Annotated in this window: 15 protein-coding genes and 1 pseudogene; 10 read left to right on the top strand and 6 right to left on the bottom strand. The window is 55.7% G+C overall.

Annotation, left to right across the window (positions count from 1 at the left end; translation table 11 throughout):
• Positions 1–37: 37 nt before the first annotated feature.
• Complete coding sequence (locus FJU30_RS09030; protein ID WP_150434616.1) at positions 38–673, bottom strand: TetR/AcrR family transcriptional regulator; 636 nt, start codon at positions 671–673, stop codon at positions 38–40.
• A 352-nt stretch (positions 674–1025) separates the two neighbouring features.
• Positions 1026–2366 carry an MFS transporter gene (locus FJU30_RS09025; protein ID WP_150434615.1) on the bottom strand — a complete coding sequence of 447 codons (1341 nt, stop codon included), beginning with the start codon at positions 2364–2366 and terminating at the stop codon, positions 1026–1028.
• Between the two features lie 814 nt (positions 2367–3180).
• Between FJU30_RS09025 and ttdA the strand changes: the two genes are divergently transcribed.
• The 3 genes and pseudogenes from ttdA to FJU30_RS09010 all read left to right on the top strand — a co-directional run bounded on the left by ttdA (position 3181) and on the right by FJU30_RS09010 (position 5658).
• Entirely contained in the window at positions 3181–4041 is an 861-nt protein-coding gene (ttdA, locus tag FJU30_RS09020) for a L(+)-tartrate dehydratase subunit alpha (RefSeq protein ID WP_150434614.1), read from the top strand.
• Positions 4038–4646: a L(+)-tartrate dehydratase subunit beta gene (gene ttdB / locus FJU30_RS09015; protein ID WP_150434613.1), complete on the top strand. Its 609-nt coding sequence runs from the start codon at positions 4038–4040 to the stop codon at positions 4644–4646. The genes ttdA and ttdB overlap by 4 nt, the downstream gene beginning before the upstream one ends.
• Positions 4647–4797: 151 nt before the next feature.
• Positions 4798–5658, top strand: a pseudogene (locus FJU30_RS09010) (fumarylacetoacetate hydrolase family protein).
• Positions 5659–5949: 291 nt separating this feature from the next.
• Here FJU30_RS09010 and FJU30_RS09005 read toward each other — a convergent pair.
• The gene (locus tag FJU30_RS09005; protein WP_150434612.1) at positions 5950–6864 is read right to left on the bottom strand and encodes a LysR family transcriptional regulator; all 915 of its coding nucleotides are present in this window, start codon (positions 6862–6864) and stop codon (positions 5950–5952) included.
• 232 nt (positions 6865–7096) lie between these two features.
• Here FJU30_RS09005 and FJU30_RS09000 point away from each other — a divergent pair, with 232 nt between their 5' ends.
• Positions 7097–8164: a tartrate dehydrogenase gene (locus FJU30_RS09000; protein ID WP_150434611.1), complete on the top strand. Its 1068-nt coding sequence runs from the start codon at positions 7097–7099 to the stop codon at positions 8162–8164.
• 135 nt (positions 8165–8299) lie between these two features.
• Here FJU30_RS09000 and uraH read toward each other — a convergent pair whose 3' ends face one another.
• On the bottom strand, positions 8300–8632 hold the full coding sequence (gene uraH, locus FJU30_RS08995) for a hydroxyisourate hydrolase (protein ID WP_150434610.1): 333 nt from the start codon (positions 8630–8632) through the stop codon (positions 8300–8302).
• The gene (uraD, locus tag FJU30_RS08990) at positions 8629–9129 is read right to left on the bottom strand and encodes a 2-oxo-4-hydroxy-4-carboxy-5-ureidoimidazoline decarboxylase (protein WP_150434609.1); all 501 of its coding nucleotides are present in this window, start codon (positions 9127–9129) and stop codon (positions 8629–8631) included. Before uraD ends, uraH begins: the two co-directional genes overlap by 4 nt.
• Before the next feature lie 379 nt (positions 9130–9508).
• On the opposite strand from uraD, the gene hpxO reads away from it, so the two are divergent.
• The 3 genes from hpxO (at position 9509) to ssuE (ending at position 11901) form a co-directional block, all read left to right on the top strand.
• Entirely contained in the window at positions 9509–10666 is a 1158-nt protein-coding gene (hpxO, locus tag FJU30_RS08985; RefSeq protein WP_150434608.1) for an FAD-dependent urate hydroxylase HpxO, read from the top strand.
• A gap of 234 nt (positions 10667–10900) precedes the next feature.
• Positions 10901–11092, top strand: a complete 192-nt coding sequence (locus FJU30_RS08980; protein ID WP_223881540.1) for a hypothetical protein — start codon at positions 10901–10903, stop codon at positions 11090–11092.
• A 245-nt stretch (positions 11093–11337) separates the two neighbouring features.
• Positions 11338–11901: an NADPH-dependent FMN reductase gene (ssuE, locus tag FJU30_RS08975; protein WP_150434607.1), complete on the top strand. Its 564-nt coding sequence runs from the start codon at positions 11338–11340 to the stop codon at positions 11899–11901.
• Positions 11902–12096: 195 nt separating this feature from the next.
• Here ssuE and FJU30_RS08970 read toward each other — a convergent pair whose 3' ends face one another.
• Complete coding sequence (locus FJU30_RS08970) at positions 12097–12762, bottom strand: TetR/AcrR family transcriptional regulator (protein ID WP_150434606.1); 666 nt, start codon at positions 12760–12762, stop codon at positions 12097–12099.
• A 133-nt stretch (positions 12763–12895) separates the two neighbouring features.
• Between FJU30_RS08970 and FJU30_RS08965 the strand changes: the two genes are divergently transcribed.
• The 3 genes from FJU30_RS08965 to FJU30_RS08955 all read left to right on the top strand — a co-directional run bounded on the left by FJU30_RS08965 (position 12896) and on the right by FJU30_RS08955 (position 17099).
• Positions 12896–14257, top strand: a complete 1362-nt coding sequence (locus FJU30_RS08965) for a hypothetical protein (protein ID WP_223881539.1) — start codon at positions 12896–12898, stop codon at positions 14255–14257.
• 11 nt (positions 14258–14268) lie between these two features.
• Positions 14269–15615, top strand: coding sequence for a carboxylesterase family protein (locus FJU30_RS08960; protein ID WP_150434605.1), 1347 nt, complete (start codon positions 14269–14271; stop codon positions 15613–15615).
• 431 nt (positions 15616–16046) lie between these two features.
• On the top strand, positions 16047–17099 hold the full coding sequence (locus FJU30_RS08955; RefSeq protein WP_150434604.1) for an ABC transporter substrate-binding protein: 1053 nt from the start codon (positions 16047–16049) through the stop codon (positions 17097–17099).
• Positions 17100–17285 lie beyond the last annotated feature (186 nt).

Below are 17285 nucleotides of genomic sequence, written 5' to 3'. Positions count from 1 at the left end.
GCGCGCAAGCCGCTCAGGCGGAGGCAATCGCTCGCCTTTATCTGGCGTTGTTGTCTTGCTGAGGCAACGCGCCATACAAAAACAGCCGGACGGCGTTTTTGACCATGACCTTAATCTGCGCGTCGCTAAAGCGCGGCAGCTCACGCTGCAGCACAACCACGTCGACTTCCGATTTTACCAGTGAGGTGAATTGCTGCGCGCGCAGCATGGGTTCTCCCTCGCCCAGTTCTCCTTTCGCCATCGCCTCGGCCATTGTCTGAGCGAGCTTCTCCATGCTTTCCTCGCTGCCGGACTCCCGGAACAGTTTACCAATATCGGAGTGCCCGGCTTCTCCCACGACAACGCGGTAAATTTGCAGCGCCTGATTGTCGCCGCTTAGCACCTGCAGCATTCCTTCACCAAACTGCGTCAGCTTTTGCTCAAAGTTTAACCCTTTACTGTTGGCTGCGGTCAACTGGGATGCCGCATCAGTCAGAAAACGGGTGCTGTAGGTACGCACGACCGTTTCAAACAACTCTTCCTTCGACGAAAAGTAGTTGTACAGGGTCGCTTTGGAGCCGCCTACCCGCTTCGCCACTTCATTCATCGACGCGCGTTCATACCCCATCTCCTGAAATAACTGCGAGGCCGCATCGATTATTGCCTGGCGCCGTTCCTCTGTCAGCGTTCTCAATTCTACCTCCCCTGGCGAGTCTGCGTAGTTACGTTAACAAGTGTGTGAAAACAAAAAATAATCCGATTACTAAACAGTACAGTATACCGGCCGTAGTATGCCATATATCTACATTACATGGAAATCCGGCTATGTCACACACCGCATATCGCACTCGGGTAAAGGCAATTCATGCTTGCCCGACCGGCGAAGAGGTCGGGCAAGAACAGGTCGCCTGACGATCGTTAACCGCCCGGTCGTGAAGTTCGCACGCAATCAGGCGCCCCCGTGCGGGCAATACGCCAGATATTGAGCGGATATTCACGCGTCTTGTGGTCGGTCGGTGTTTCAGGCGCTAACGGCATCACGTCCATCAGCCTATTTTTTTCAGTTCGATCCGCTTAATCGGCCCGACAAGGCACAGGTAGCTGAATGCAGCCAAAAAGGCATGGCTGACAACAAAAATCAGCGCCCATTCAAACTTACCCGTCGCGTGGACAATATATCCGATAGTAATTGACGAAATAATGCCGGCGATATTACCGCTCATATTAAAAATACCGCCAGCCAGACCGCTAATTTCCTTCGGCGCGGTATCCGCCATCACCGCCCAGCCAAGCGCGCCCATGCCTTTGCAGAAAAAAGATACGGACATGAAAACAATAACCAGATAGATCGAATCCACATAGTTGCAAAATATCATAACCATTGAACACAACATGCCGAGTACGATCGGCGTCTTACGGGCGACAGAAAGCGAACCCGTTTTTCTTAATAAAAAGTCGGAAATCACCCCGCCAAGAATCCCGCCGACAAAACCGCAGATGGCGGGTATAGCGGCGATAAAGCCGACCGCTTTAATATCGATACCGCGTTCGGTAGCCAGATATACGGGGAACCAGGTGATAAAAAAGAACGTAAACACATTGATGCAATACTGAGCAAGATACACGCCCAGCATCATCCGGTTGGTGACCAACTGTTTTAAATATCCCAGATTCGGCCCCTGTTTTTTTTCGGCGGCAGATTTTTTTTGATCCATATCGACCAGCGCGCCCCCCTCTACCAGGTAGTCAATTTCGGCCTGATTGATTCTGGGATGATCTTTCGGCGTATAAATCACTTTCAGCCAAATTAAACTGATCAGAATGCCAATACCGCCCATAAAATAATATACCGATTCCCAGCCTATCTCCGCAGTCAGCCATCCCATGATGGGCGCGAAAATGACCGTGGCGAAATATTGCGCGGAACTGTATATTGACACCGCCGTTGCGCGTTCGCTGGCGGGGAACCATGCGGATGAGATTCGGCTATTGGCGGGAAAAGAAGGCGCCTCCGAAACGCCGACCAGCAATCTCAGGGTAAACAGAATAGTAAACGCCCAAATACTGCTGAATATGCCGACCGTCCCCTGCAACAGGGTAAACAAAGACCAGAACAGAATACTTAAAAAATAGACGCGCTTCGATCCGAATTTATCTAACAGCCACCCGCCGGGGATCTGGCTGGCGACGTATGTCCATGAAAATGCGGAGAAGACCCATCCCATCTGCGCGGCATTAATCCCTAAATCCGCCGACATCGCCGGGCCGGCGATAGCAAGAGTAGAACGATCTCCATAATTAATAGCGGTAACAATAAACAACATAATCATGACGCCCCACCGTACACCGGTAGGTTTCTGCGCCGCAATGGCTTGCTGAATTGTCATATAAACCTCACCATTCCAGTATATTAAAGGGTAAAAAGGGTGTATCAATATTTTTATTCATATAATCGACCTTCGAAAAATAGCATTTAATTTTTGCTTATCTTTTTTAGCGTGTGATAGAGCGAAAATCGCCATAAAAAAATTAACGCGGTAATTTCACTCATCCATGTGAAATGTACATCACAAAAAAACGCACATCCCTACCAATTAATTATTTAAAAAAACAGGATAATGAGAATGGTAAAATAGCGAAGTAAACATGTGATTCAGATCCATAATTTCTTTCCCAATCGACAAAAAAGCTTTAATAGAGTCACATTTTTATAAAAATTAAATTTCACATCGTATGCCATCAGCATGAACGACAGAGATTGGGTATTTACCGATTGAGAATAAAGATATCCGACACTGTCGCCATTCAGATTAACATTCGTAATGTATGTCACACTTCAGACATTGTATTTTGATAAAACATGTATATAAAAAATCATCAGCATGTTAAAAACCGCTGTTGATATCACTGTTTCTTGATTTAAAACAAGTTATTCAGGCCAGCATAACCACAATTAAATTATTGATATTTTTTATATAAACATCAGCCGATGATTAGCGACGTATTAAGGCGCATATTCTTTGTGGGGATTTTTCACGGACAGAAAAACAAAATCCCCCTGAAATCAGGCTCAACGAATAAATGTTCGACAATAAACAATCAACAGATAACCACACCAACAATTAACAAATGAAAGACATGATTATTCGGAGGTAATTTGTGAGTAATACGCAATCTGCCGTTGCAACCCTGAAAGACATAATGACGCGTTTTACCGGGTACATTGGGAAACGCTTACCCACAGATGTCATAAAAAAACTGGAGGAACTAAAGGAAAAAGAAAATACGCCGCTGGCGACCGTGGTTTACGACTCAATGTTTGAAAATCAAAAACGTGCGGATGAATTGAACCGGCCCTGCTGTCAGGATACCGGCGTAATTCAATATTTTATTACCGCGGGCGCCGATTTTCCCTACATCGGCCAGCTTGAAGAGATATTAAAAACCGCGACGCTCGAAGCGACCCAAAAAGCGCCGCTGCGCCATAACGCCGTGGAAACCTTTATTGAGAAAAATACAGGCACCAACACGGGCTCGCGTATCCCATGGCTGGACTGGGAAATCATCCCTGATGACGATCACTGCACCATTGAAGTCTATATGGCCGGCGGCGGCTGTTCTTTGCCCGGCGCCGCGAAAGTCCTAATGCCCGGTCAGGGGTATGAAGGCGTCAATCAGTTCGTGTTTGACGTGATTACCTCGTATGGCGTGAATGCCTGTCCGCCGCTGCTGGTCGGCGTAGGGATATCCACCTCAGTGGAAACTGCCGCCCGCCTTTCTAAAAAGGCGATACTGCGTCCGGTCACCTCGCAGCACCCTAATCCCGATGCGGCAAGGATGGAAAATCTGCTGGAGGAAGGCCTCAATAAAGTCGGTCTGGGTCCGCAGGGTCTGGGCGGCGCGGCGTCCGTCATGGGCGTCAACATCGAATCCTCCGCCCGCCACCCGTCCACGATCGGCGTGGCGGTGTCCACCGGGTGTTGGGCGCACCGCCGCGGTACGATCCGCTTCGCGGCCGATCTTTCCTACCAAATTCTGTCACATGAGAGTGTAGCGCTATGAAAAAAATCCTCACCACCCCGATTAAGGATGAAGATCTGCAGTCCCTGAAAACCGGCGATGTCGTTTACCTCACCGGTACGCTGGTAACCTGCCGCGACGTGGCGCACCGTCGTTTGATTGAATTGGGCCGCGAGCTTCCCGTTGATCTGCAGGGGCTGGCGATATTCCATGCCGGCCCCATCGTGGTAGAAAAAAATACCAATGAATTCGAAATGATCTCTATCGGCCCCACCACCAGTATGCGGATGGAAAAATTCGAAAAAGAATTCATTGAGCAAACCGGAGTGAAACTTATCGTCGGTAAAGGCGGCATGGGCCCGAATACGGAAGAAGGCTGCCGTCGTTACAAAGCGGTACATGCGGTATTCCCCGGCGGCTGCGCCGTTCTGGCCGCAACCTGCGTCGAAAAAATCGAGGATGCGCAATGGCGCGATCTGGGCATGCCCGAAACGCTGTGGGTAAATCGGGTCAAAGAGTTCGGACCGTTGATTATTTCTATTGATACCGAAGGCAACAACTTATTTGAAGAGAACAAAAAGACCTATAACGCGCGCAAGCTGCCGATCATCGACGAAATCAACCGCCAGATTAAGTTTATTAAATGATGCGTTATGCCCGACATCATTCGGCTTGCAGAAAGGCGGTAAGCGCTGACCGATAGGATAACGCCCAGGGACGGGCCGAAGAATGGAGCGCCGCCAACGCGCCGGAAGCATGACGGGTGTGCCGTTATATCACCTCTCTACGGGATAAATTATGAAGTTACTCAGTTTCGTTAATCCGCAAAGTGGTAAAAAAACCTGGGGCTGCGCTGCAGATACGCAGGTATACGATCTGGGAGAGCGCCTCTCTCCCTCTTTCCCCGATCTAAAATCCGCAATTGCCGCTAATGCCATTGCAGACCTGACCAAAATGACATGGCGAGACGCCGATTTTTATCTTGATGAAATCCAGTTTTTGCCCGTCATCGAAACGCCCGGCAAGATTTTCTGCGTGGGGATGAACTATCTGGAAAAGCGGATCGAATTTGAACAAACCATCAACGCGCCGACCCTGTTTGTGCGCTTTGCCGATTCGCTTTCGGCTCATGGCCAGGCCGTCTGTAAACCCGATACCAGCGATGAGTTTGATTATGAAGGCGAGCTTGCGGTCGTAATCGGCAAAAGCACCAACAATATTACCCGTGAAAACGCTCTGCGGCACGTGGCCGGCTATAGCTGCTTCATGGACGGATCGGTGCGGGACATGCAATATAGCTGGTTTACCTCCGGGAAAAACTGGCGTAAAACGGGCGCGTTCGGCCCATGGCTGGTGACCAGTGATGAAATTCCCGACCCGCAGGATCTTTCGATCAGCACCTGGCTCAATGGCCAACGCGTACAGCATGATTCCACCCAAAATATGATCAATTCCGTTGCGCACCTGATCGAATATATCTCTCGTTTCAGCCCGTTAGAGGCCGGCGATGTCATCATCACCGGTTCCCCAGGCTGAGTGGGCAAAAAACGCACCCCGCCGCTTTTTATGCGCGAAGGCGATGTGGTTGAGGTCGATATCAGCAACATAGGACGCCTGGTCAATAAGGTCGCTTCGCTGTCAAACGTCGTACTTCAATAAATTCAATATCCCCTTCATCCTTCAGGTTGCAGGTGCGATGCTTTTGTTACTCGTCCCCGCCCTGAGGCTCGCCCCCTTCTGGGGCGCCGGGAGCGGCGTGCAACTCTGCTCCCGGCGGCTCACCCCAGTCACTTACTGGCGTAAGCCGCCGGGGATTAATGAGAGACATCCTGCCTCCCGGCGAAGGTCAGCCGTCGGCTGGACAAATTCGTTGCCGACGAATTTGTCGCTGTATCGCCGCCTTTCAGCAACAAGAATTACGTTGGCGATATAACCGGGTCCTGGCCCCTGTTAATATTGACACGCGATCGTCGTCAATTCGGCGCGCACTATATTCATCATGCTTTCTCTGTTCTTATCCCGCACGTCTTTCATCCAGACGGCGGAAATAGGTAATGTTTTTCTCAGATGAATATATTCCTTCGCCAGCGGAACAAAACTAACATTCAGCGTGGATATACGACTTACCCAGCGGGGCATAACCGCGGCGCCAAGCTCTGCTGCCACCATATTTATAATCGTCTGCTTCTCGTCGGCGATTTGTACAATTCGGGGTTTAAAATCAACATGCTCAAACAGACCCATGGTAAGATCGTAACTATGGGGGCGCACTTTGCGCTCAGGCACAATTAATGGCACATCGATTAAATCCTCCACGCGTATTTCCTGATGGGCCGCCAGCTTATGTTTACTGGAAATAACCAGAACGACATTCTCATAAAATAAAAACTCACTTTCCAGAACATCATCCATTTTCGCCATTGGCCGAATAAAGATCAAATCAAGTCGGCCCGATAACAATTTAGGTAATAGCCTGGAGCTTTTATCCTCAACGATTTGTATTTCAACATTCGGACAGACATCACGAAACGCATGCAAAATATGCGGAATCAGCCCGACCGCGGCGCTGTCTATCGCGCCCAGCCGTAAATAACCGGAGTGCTGACGCCCCAGACGCTGAAACTTTTGCAGCAACGCGTCCGCATCGGCGACGATTTTTCGCGCATCGTCCAAAAAGAGCGCGCCGTGCGGAGTAAGCGATACGTTACGCGTTGAACGGGTTAACAGACGAGTGCCAAGTTCTTCTTCCAGTAGCTTGATATACCGGCCAAGCGCCGAAGGCAGCATATCCAGATTTTGCGCCGCATGGCCAAAATGCAATTCATCCGCCACGGCGATAAAACAGCGAAGTTGATTAAGCTCCACCGGACCTCCTTATGATTATATCATTTTTTTGCATAAACAGACGGGGGTGATACTAATCCGTTTTTGTGCATAATGTTAGTCACCGGTTCTCAATTAGTAATAAATTGTGACCTGCATAAAATAATTAATAAGAAATAAAATTTATGCCAACGTATTTTTCTTGCTGAGCGATGAAGCATTAAAAACAGCCTGATGAAATATCAGAAAATACAATTTATTAAGGAATCTTACCATGCGCAACTATAAAATAGCGGCAATCCCGGCCGATGGCATTGGCCCGGAAGTTATCTCCGCGGGCGTCAGCGTGCTGGAATGTTTACAACAGCGTTTTACCGACCTGAATTTTGAAATTGAGCATTTCGACTGGGGCTCAGATTATTATAAGAAACATGGCGTGATGATGCCTGCCGATGGACTTGAACGGCTAAAGTCGTTCGATGCCATTTATTTCGGCGCGGTCGGCGCGCCGGACGTGGCGGACCATATTACGCTGTGGGGGTTGCGTCTGCCTATATGCCAGGGATTTGACCAATATGCGAACGTTCGCCCGACTAAAATTCTCGCCGGGATCCAATCGCCATTGCGTCATGCCGGCCCGGGCGACCTCGACTGGGTGATTGTGCGTGAAAATTCCGAAGGCGAATATTCCGGCCATGGCGGTCGCGCCCATCGCGGTTTGCCGGAGGAAGTGGGGACGGAAGTCGCTATTTTTACCCGTACCGGAGTAACGCGCATTATGCGCTATGCCTTTAAGCTGGCGCAGTCGCGCCCGCGCAAGTACCTGACCGTGGTAACCAAATCGAACGCTCAGCGGCACGGCATGGTGATGTGGGATGAGATTGCCGCCGAAGTCGCGCAGGAATACCCCGATGTCAGCTGGGATAAGATGCTGGTCGACGCCATGACGGTCCGCATGACCCTGCATCCGCAATCGCTGGATACTATCGTGGCGACCAACCTGCATGCGGATATTCTTTCGGATCTGGCGGGCGCGCTGGCCGGCAGCCTGGGCGTGGCGCCGACCGGCAATATCGACCCTGAACGTCGATACCCCTCGATGTTTGAGCCGATCCATGGCTCGGCGTTTGATATCGCCGGCAAAGGCATCGCCAACCCCGTAGCCAGTTTCTGGACCGCCGCGCAAATGCTCGACCACCTGGGAGAGCATCAGGCATCGGCATGTCTGATGCGCGCGGTAGAAGCGGTTTGCGCCGCGGGCATTAAAACGCCGGACGTGGGCGGCAACGCCACGACGCTCGAAGTCACCGACGCCGTGATCCAGTCGATAATCAAGCGTTAAGAGACGACTAGCGCAACGGCCGGCGTTCGCTGAAAAAAAATTCATCGCGCGGCGCGGCCGTCAGGACGCGGGCGCGCCAGGCGCGGCGGAACCGCTGAATGATCGTTGGCGCCGCGCTTGCGGCCGCGAACCGCGTTAGCTGCCGCGATAGGTCGACCACGACCAGGGCGAAATAAGAAACGGCAGGTGATAGTGGCCGCCGTCGGCCGGCAGGATAAAGTCGATCTGCGCGCTGGCATACAGCGTTTCACGCTGCGCGGCGCGAAACCAGGCGCCGATGGCGGCGATCAGCCGGTATTGCCCGGCGGCCAGCGGCGGCGCGAAGTCGGCGATACGGCCATCCTCATTGGTCTGGCCTTCGGCCAGCGCGATCCAGCCATCCGTCTGATACTGTTCCAGCCGGACGGTTACGCCGACGGCCGGCTTACCCCATGCGGTATCCAGAATATGGGTAGAGATCGTGTTCATGGTTGAATGATTCCTTCCAGTCTTAACAGCGTAATCTGGCGCAGCTGTTCCAGCGCCTCCTGTATCTCTTCCGCTTCGCTGAGCTGCAAACGCCGCTGCAGCGCCTGCAGAATCTCTGCGCCGCTGCGCCCGCGGGCGCGAATCAAAAACACCCGGCCAAAGCTGGCTTCATAGCGTCGATTGCCGTCGCGCAGCGCCTGCCGCAGCGCGGCATCGGCCGGAGAAAGCGCGGATTGCTCCTGGCGCGACAGCGCGGCCTCGGCCGTTTCGCCGCGCGGCGCCTCGCCGATGCGCGGATGGGCAAGCATGGCCTGTGTCAGATCCGCCGCCCGCCACAGGCTGGCGGCTTGCGCCGCGCAATGCAGCAGCGTATCCCTGTCGGGATAGGGACGCCCGGCGACCAGCCGCGCCACCCAGTCGGGCAGCGCCACGCAAGGAGCCAGCAGCGCGCCGGCCTCGTCGGTGCCGAGTTGATTGAAGCGTTCAAGGCATACCATAGCGGTCTCCGGTTAGGCGCATCCGAATATATCGAATAAAGAGAGAGTAAGGGTTACATCTCTCTCGGTTTTGCAAATCGCATGCCACGCCGGCCGGCGCGGGAAAACGCGCGTCGGTGCATCGGCAATAAAGCGCGCGACGCCGCAAGGCCGGCGGCATTAACATCAATGAAACAAACGAATCACATAATAATATATTGATCGGTTAAGTTTCACCATGAAGCAATGTAACGCCATTTCGCCCCAAAAAAGGGCAACCGGCCACGCCAGCGCCGGCGTTATGCGCCGGACAAACGCGCCCTGCGGCTGATTCCCCGCCGCCGCGCGGGGTTGGTATGTATATTGCTGCGCTAGCGATAATCATCAGCGGGAGAAGAAGATGAAAGCATTGATCATCGGCGCCGGAATCGGCGGGCTATCCGCCGCCGTCGCGCTGCGTAATATCGGCATCGACTGCGAAGTCTATGAAGCGGTAGAACACATCAGGCCGGTCGGCGCGGCTATCTCGGTCTGGTCTAACGGCGTCAAATGCATGAACTATCTGGGCATGGGTGAGATTATGCGCCGCCACGGCGGCCCTATGCGTTATGTCGCCTACCGGGATGGGCTGAGCGGAGCGGATCTGACGCGTTTCAGCCTCGAACCGCTGGTCGCCAGCGTCGGCGAACGCCCCTACCCGGTGGCGCGCGCGCTGCTGCAGGCGGAGATGCTGGACTTCTGGGGGCGGGAACGCGTCCAGTTCGGCAAACGGGTCAACCACGTCGAGGCCGATGCGCGCGGCGTCAGCGTCGGCTTTACCGATGGCGGACAGGCCCGGGGCGATCTGCTGATTGCGGCGGACGGCACCCATTCGGCGGTCCGCCCTTATGTGCTGGGTTACAGTCCGGCGCGCCGCTACGCGGGCTATGTCAACTGGAACGGACTGGTGACGATTGATGAATCCATCGCGCCCGCCGATCAGTGGACCACCTTTGTCGGCGAGGGCAAGCGCGTTTCGCTGATGCCGGTGGCGGATGGCCGCTTCTACTTTTTTTTCGACGTGCCGCTGCCGCAGGGGCTGCCGGAAGATCGCGACACGCTGCGCGGCGATCTGCAGCGCTATTTCGCCGGCTGGGACGAACGGGTGCAGCGGCTGATCGCCCGGCTTGATCCGCAAACCACCAACCGCATCGAAATCCACGATATCGAACCCTTCGGCCCGCTGGCGCGCGGCCGCGTGGCGCTGCTCGGCGACGCCGCGCACAGCACCACGCCGGATATCGGTCAGGGCGGCTGCGCGGCGATGGAAGACGCCGTGGTGCTCGGCATCGCCCTGGGCTCTCACTCGCTGGGCGTCGAGGACGCGCTGCGCCGCTATCAGGAGCGGCGCCTGCCGCGCGTGACCGAACTGGTGCTCAAGGCGCGTAAACGTTGCGATATCACCCACGGCAAATCGTGGCCGCTGACCCAGGCCTGGTACGACGAGCTAAAAACGGAAACCGGCGAAGGTATTCTTGCCGGTCTGCAGACCACCATTACCGGCGGGCCGCTCGGGTGACGCCGCGACCGCGTGCCGGCGCCGACGTCGGCGCGCGGACTCTTAACCCGGGACCCGGCGGGAAACCCGCGCGCATCCAGCGCAACGCCCGACGCCATATCGGCAACATTAATCAACACGCTGAGAAATCGACCCGTCGCCATTGTTCAGCATGACGGCGCCCTGCAGAGAACCGGCAATTACATTGACAATCAGCGCGCCGAGGCCACCGCCCTGCTGTCGGCGGAGTGAGGCTTGCCGCGCGCCACCCTGGAACTGGCGCTTTCGCGCCGCAGAAATAAACCCCGGGCGATGAACGGCGGCGTTATTCGCGAACAGCAAATTATCGCCGATCGGTTTTTCGCCTTAGGGTTACTGCCGCGCGCCATCAATATCCGCGACGCCGTCTGGCAAACCCGCGCGCAATCGCAGCCGGTACTGGTTTAACGGCGGGAAATATCGCCGACGAGGCGCGCGCTATTTGCAATTTCCAGATATCAACAGCCATAAATCGTATTTCTTCCGCGATCGCTCAGGTAATAGATTGGTTAATCAGCGGTAAATCACTTTGTTAGCCCAGGCGGGCCGAAGATGGGGCGAATAGCGCAGCTGACGCTCACGCCGCCTGAAGGACGGGTGACGAACAGCGGTGATTTGCATATCAATCAGGATTGTTATCTTTAGGAGACAGAATGAACGTAATTACCCTGGCAGGCAGCCCGCGCTTCCCCTCCCGTTCCGCCGCACTACTCACCTTCGCGCAGCACTGGCTTGAACAACAAGGAATTGATGTAACCCCATGGAATTTATTTAATTTTAATCCGGAAGACCTGCTATACGCCCGATTCGACAGCCCCGCACTGAAGGTGTTCGTTGAACAACTGGCCGGGGCCGACGGGCTGATTATCAGTACGCCGGTGTATAAAGCCTCTTTTACCGGCGCGTTAAAAACCCTGCTCGATCTTCTGCCGGAGCGCGCGTTTGAAAATAAGGTGATTTTGCCGGTGGCCAGCGGCGGCTCGGCCAGCCATATGCTGGCGCTGGACTACGCGCTTAAACCCGTACTTAATGCGCTGAAGGCGCAGGAAATATTGCATGGCGTATTCGCCGAAGACAGTCAGATTACCCACTACGATCATTCGCCGGTATTCAGCGCCGCGCTTGAAGCCCGCATGACCAGCGCGCTCGGCGATTTTTACCGCGCGCTGGATCGTCAGAGCGCTTTTAGCCGGCAATCCCTGCGCCAGACGGCCTGACTCACGCCCGATGCGCCTGCGCTGGCGATACCGGCCCCGCCCTGAAAACCGATGCGCCGCCGGCGCCACGGTCGGCACGATAAAACCGCCATCGCCAGGTTCAACTGATGACACATGACAAGCAGGCCCGGGACCGGGCCGCATCATGGCGCGCAGCCAACGACTGCCCGGGCTGAAATATGACGGCGCCAGGCATTACGGCGAGCGGTCATGAACAGATGCGCAGTCCTGAATGCCGCGCAGAAATATCGCCAGCCGTTTTTTGATGTGTTCGGTTCTGAGCGCCCGGTCCGGCGCCTGGCGCAGCCTTCTGCGCGGCAGCAGCGCGCCAAAGACGATATCCATCAGCATACCGGCGCAAACGCGCGCATCCCCGACCGTCATCCGCCCGCGTTGCGCTTCCCGCTGTAACCACTCGATCAGCGCTTCCTGAGAACGAATCACTTCTTTTTCATACAGATAGTCGGATAATTCGGGAAACAGAACTGACTCCCTGACCATCAGATTCAGGATGGCCTCGCGCTCGCGCTCGGCCTCCTGATCAATATCCAGACGGAAGATGGCGATCAGCGTATCCAGCAGCGGCAATGTCTCATCCTCGGGCCGCGGCAGATCGAGAATCAAATGCTGGTGTTCGCCGATCACCGCGGCGAACAACTCGGTTTTACTGCTAAAAAACTGGTAAAGCGCGCGTTTTGACACCCTGGCTCTGGCCGCGATAACCGCCGTTGTGGTGCGCGAGAAACCCAGCTCGATAAACGCGCCATATGCGGCCATAATGATCGATCGCCGCCGCTCGTCATCGCCGATGGCTTTTGGCCGCCCGCGTCGCGATAGCCCGCTCTGTTTGACGTTTTCCATCGGCCACTCCCGCTTTTGCATTTCAATTGACAATAAGTATCAGGCTGCAATATGGTACTCGAGCAGTACCATAACGCAAATCAAATCATCCGCCTTTCCGGGGAAGACAAGATAAGCATCAGATGAGGCGCACATGCAGTCACGACGAGAATTTCTGATGACCGGTCTTGGCATCGGCCTGGCCGCGCTGACCCTTCCGCTGACCTCCCACGCCAATACAGTCAAATCATCATACTTCCGCGCCGGCGCCGGTCGGGCGAATGTGCGCTTTCCCACCGACCTCTACCCGATGAATGAATTCGTCGGCGAACACGATCCGCTGGCCGTGCGCGTCCTGCTGCTGGATGACGGCGGCGAACGCATAAGTATCGCCGTCGTTGACCTGACCTCGATCTCCGGGGAGCTGGTTACCGGTATGAAGACGATCCTGAGCGAGATCGCCCAGATTGCGCCGGATAACATCATCATTTGCGCCAGCCATACGTTTTCAGCGCCGCACGTTTTTCCGGCGCGGCACATTCCGGCGGATACGGACAGCACAAAAAACGACGTTCTCTTGCGCGCGTTCGAGACCGCATTGCGCAGCGCCGCGACGCAGGCCGTTGCCGCCTTACAGCCCGCCCGAATGGGTTTTGCTTCCGGCATCAGCCGGATCGGCGTCAATCGCGACGTGCCCACCAAACACGGATGGTGGCTGGGCGCCAACGATGCGGGATTCGCCGATCCCTTTCTCGGCGTGCTGCGCATCGACGGCCGCGACGGCAAACCGCTGGCGATCCTGATGAACGTTTCCGTGCAGTCGTCGATTATGGACGGCTCTCAGCGCGCTGGCGGCGGGTTGATTTCCGCCGATCTGGCCGGCGCGGCGGCTCGCCATGCTGAAACACACTATGGCTCCGACGCCGTCGCGTTATTTCTGGTCGGCGCCGCCGGCGATCAGTCGCCTTATCTTCAGGCGAACCGGCATGTGGTTAACGATGACGGTAGCGTGGGCCGGGTCGACCTGCACGAAGCCGGCTTTATGCTGGTGGATCTGCTGGGCGAACGGCTGGGGGCCAACGTTATTGACGTCGCCGAACATGCCGTCATGCAGACCAGCGCGTCGCTGGGCGTATGGCGCGAAAACATTGAGGTCGCATCGCAGGTGTTTTCGCCCGGCGACAGGCCGGTCGGCCCCGTCGCCCGTTTCACCTATCAGCCCGGCCCCAGCGTCGCCCTTCCGGTGGTATTGATGCGTATCGGCCGCATGCTGCTGGTCGGCGTACAGACGGAGCTTGCCGCGAGCATCGGCGCGCGCATTCGGGATAGTTCGCCGCATGCGTCGATGATGGTGGCGACCATGGTCGATGGCGCAGCCAAATATATGCCCGATGCATCAAGCTATGACCGCTTCACCTACGAAGCGCGCAACTCGCCCTATAGCAAAGGGGCGGCGGAAGTCGCGGCCGCGGCAATAATAGATAAACTGCAACAAATAAATGTCAGTAAAAACTGAGGAGAATGAAGATGCCATCACGTCGGGATTTCCTGATCAGGGGCCTCGCGGCCGGGGTTTTGATGACCATCAACGTACCGGTGTTTGCCCGTAACGGCGCCCGGCATGTAAAAGGCGCGACCGCGATCACGCAAGTGTTCGGCGATGGCATTCGCCTGATCGGCGTCGCCGTGGAGTACAGTGCGCCGATCAATGGCGCGGACTTGTCGGCCGCCAGCTTCCACATCGCGGGACGAACGGTCACCGGCGCTTTCGCCGGCACCGCGGCCGATATTGGCGCGCGCGCGGCGCAAGGCCGTTTCGTCATTATTACCCTGTCGCCCGAAGATCAAAACGCGCCGCTGGCCGAGAAGATACAGCCGCAAGGCGGAGAGCAAAAGGCGCCTGCCGGCAGCGGCGGCAAAGGGCCAGGCAAAGCCGGCGACATTCCGGTCTATGATACGGTCTACAAAACCGCCGTCGCCAGCGTGGTGCAGTCCGGACCGATCACATTGAGCGACGGACAGGTCATCGCGGCCGATAGCCAACCGTTGCAAACGACGCAGGTCAAAAATCCGATCGTCGATGATTTTCAACAGCTGGAATTCCACGATCCGCAGACCGGCAAAAGCCTGCGCTACAACCTGTTCATACCGAAAAACGATGATGCGGGCGAATCCTACCCGCTGGTATTGTTCATGCACGACGCCGGCGCCACCAGCGACGTCACGCGCACGACCCTGTACCAGGGACTGGGCGCGATCGCCTGGGCCAGCCCCGCCGATCAGGCCCGCCGCCCCTGTTTTGTCCTGGCGCCTCAATACGCCGAAATCATCGCCGACGATGACTCGCACACCTCCGCGATGCTGGACACCACCATCAATCTCATCAGGTCGCTGACTGACCAGTACCGCATCGACCGTAACCGACTTTACACCACCGGCCAGTCGGGCGGCTGCATGATGTCGATCGCCATGGATATCAGATACCCGACCTTTTTCGCCGCCTCTTTGCTGGTGGCCGGCCAGTGGGATGCCGCGCTGACCAAACCGCTCGCCCGGCAGAAGTTATGGATTGTGGTGTCGCAGGACGACGCTAAGGCCTGGCCGGGTCAGGACGCCATCACCGCCGTGCTGGAAAAAGAGGGGGCGAAGATCAGCCGCGCCGTTTGGGACGGCAACTGGACGGCGGAGCAGTTCCGGGCCGCCTTCGACAAGATCGATGTCGCGAACAGCCCAATCAACTATATCGCCTTGCGTAAAGGCACCGTCATCCCTGAACATCAGTCAGCGGAAGGCGCCAGCGGACACCGCAACACCTGGCGCATCGCATATACCATTGAGCCAATCCGCGAGTGGATTTTCCGCCAGCAACGCTGAACGACGGGCGCCGCGCGCCGACCTGTCGGCCATTGAATAAATACGCCACGCGCGCGGCCGGAATTTTTTCCCGCCAGGCCCAAGGATGGGCCGTATAGTTGAGAGTAGCCGACGCGCCGGCGGCCTGAAGAATGACGGGTATAGCTTATTACCAAATACACTTTATCGAACACGGAAAATTACCCTATGCTGCGTTTTATATCCTGGCGCAGCGGATATTTTAAACTAAAGAAACAGAAAATATTTAATTAAATATCATCGGGCCCGCTTAATTTCATTATTTGACCAGAATAATGGCGACCGGAGGGCGTTTCTGTTTTTTTGTTCGTTATATAAATTCCGCGGTCGGATATTTCAACCCGGTTTTCCGTTCAGATGCTGATGCGGTTGATTGGCCAAATATCTATCTCACTCTTTAATCGGTGCGCTATATGAAAAAAAACAACGACCGGCTGAATCCAACCCGGTATTTATCCCGCAAAGTCATCGGTCTGACCTCGGCCGTTAGCCTGCTGGCATCGGCGCTGGCGTTGCCGGGTCAGGCCTGGGCGGAAGGCCAGTTACGTATTGCTCAGCAGTTCGGCATCGTCTATCTGCTGCTTAACGTGGCGCAGGATAAACAGCTGATCGAGAAACACGGCAAGGCCGAGGGGCTGGATGTCAAAGTGGATTACCTCCAGCTGTCGGGCGGCGCGGCGGTGAACGATGCGCTCCTGTCCGGGTCGGTAGATATCGCCGGCGCGGGTATCGGCCCGCTGTTCACCCTGTGGGATCGCACTAAAAATCGTCAAAACGTGCGCGCGGTGCTCGCCACCGGCAGCTTCCCTTATTATCTGATCAGCACCAATCCCAATGTTAAAACCATCGCCGATTTCACCGATAAGGACCGCATCGCGGTGCCGGCGATAGGCGTATCCGTACAGTCGCGCTATCTGCAGCAGGCTTCGGCCAAACTCTGGGGCGACAAAGCGTACAATCGCCTCGATAAACTCCAGGTGACAGTGCCCCATCCCGACGCCACGGCGGCGATTATCAGCGGCGGCACCGAAATCAGCGCCCATTTCGCCAACGCGCCGTTCCAGGAGCAAGAGCTGGCCGGCAATCCCAACGCGCATATCGTCCTGAACTCGTATGATGTACAGGGCGGCCCCACGTCTCCCGTCGTGCTTTACACCACGGAAAAATTCCGCAAGGAAAATCCGCGCACGTATCGCGTGTTCATCAATGCGCTGGCCGAGGCGGCGGACTTTACCGCTCAGCATCCCGAAGAGGCGGCCGATGCCTTTATTCGCATAACGCGCTCGAGAATCGATCGAAAACTGTTGTTGGACATCCTCAAAAGCCCCGAATCGAAATTCAGCATCACCCCGCAGAATACTCTGCCGCTGGGGCAATTTCTGCATCGCGTCGGGGCCATTAAAAACAAGCCCGAATCGGTAAAGGATTACTTTTTTGACGATCCGCACGTGGCGTCCGGGAGCTGATCCTCTCGCTCCCGGCGCCGGATTGGCGGACGCGTTGCGCCAGGCCTGCGGGTCTGGCGCATCCTGTGGCCAAAGCGGCTGAGCGCTTCGTCATATTTCAGACCGCGTATACGCTGACGGCCCTTATTCATGCTGCCCTACAACCATTTACCGTTATACTTCAGGCGGCAGGCGCGTTGGTTTAGT

The sequence above is a fragment of the Affinibrenneria salicis genome (genome assembly GCF_008710095.1).
This window is presented reverse-complemented; position numbering and strand designations above follow the sequence as displayed.

Bases quoted from the DNA above. Each gene is read 5' to 3' on its own strand.
- ttdA (WP_150434614.1), top strand. From the start codon at position 3,181: ATGACGCGTTTTACCGGGTACATTGGGAAACGCTTACCCACAGATGTC.
- FJU30_RS08960 (WP_150434605.1), top strand. From the start codon at position 14,269: ATGCCATCACGTCGGGATTTCCTGATCAGGGGCCTCGCGGCCGGGGTT.
- hpxO (WP_150434608.1), top strand. From the start codon at position 9,509: ATGAAAGCATTGATCATCGGCGCCGGAATCGGCGGGCTATCCGCCGCC.
- FJU30_RS09000 (WP_150434611.1), top strand. From the start codon at position 7,097: ATGCGCAACTATAAAATAGCGGCAATCCCGGCCGATGGCATTGGCCCG.
- FJU30_RS08955 (WP_150434604.1), top strand. From the start codon at position 16,047: ATGAAAAAAAACAACGACCGGCTGAATCCAACCCGGTATTTATCCCGC.
- uraH (WP_150434610.1), bottom strand. From the start codon at position 8,632: ATGAACACGATCTCTACCCATATTCTGGATACCGCATGGGGTAAGCCG.
- FJU30_RS08965 (WP_223881539.1), top strand. From the start codon at position 12,896: ATGCAGTCACGACGAGAATTTCTGATGACCGGTCTTGGCATCGGCCTG.
- uraD (WP_150434609.1), bottom strand. From the start codon at position 9,129: ATGGTATGCCTTGAACGCTTCAATCAACTCGGCACCGACGAGGCCGGC.
- ssuE (WP_150434607.1), top strand. From the start codon at position 11,338: ATGAACGTAATTACCCTGGCAGGCAGCCCGCGCTTCCCCTCCCGTTCC.
- ttdB (WP_150434613.1), top strand. From the start codon at position 4,038: ATGAAAAAAATCCTCACCACCCCGATTAAGGATGAAGATCTGCAGTCC.
- FJU30_RS09025 (WP_150434615.1), bottom strand. From the start codon at position 2,366: ATGACAATTCAGCAAGCCATTGCGGCGCAGAAACCTACCGGTGTACGG.
- FJU30_RS08970 (WP_150434606.1), bottom strand. From the start codon at position 12,762: ATGGAAAACGTCAAACAGAGCGGGCTATCGCGACGCGGGCGGCCAAAA.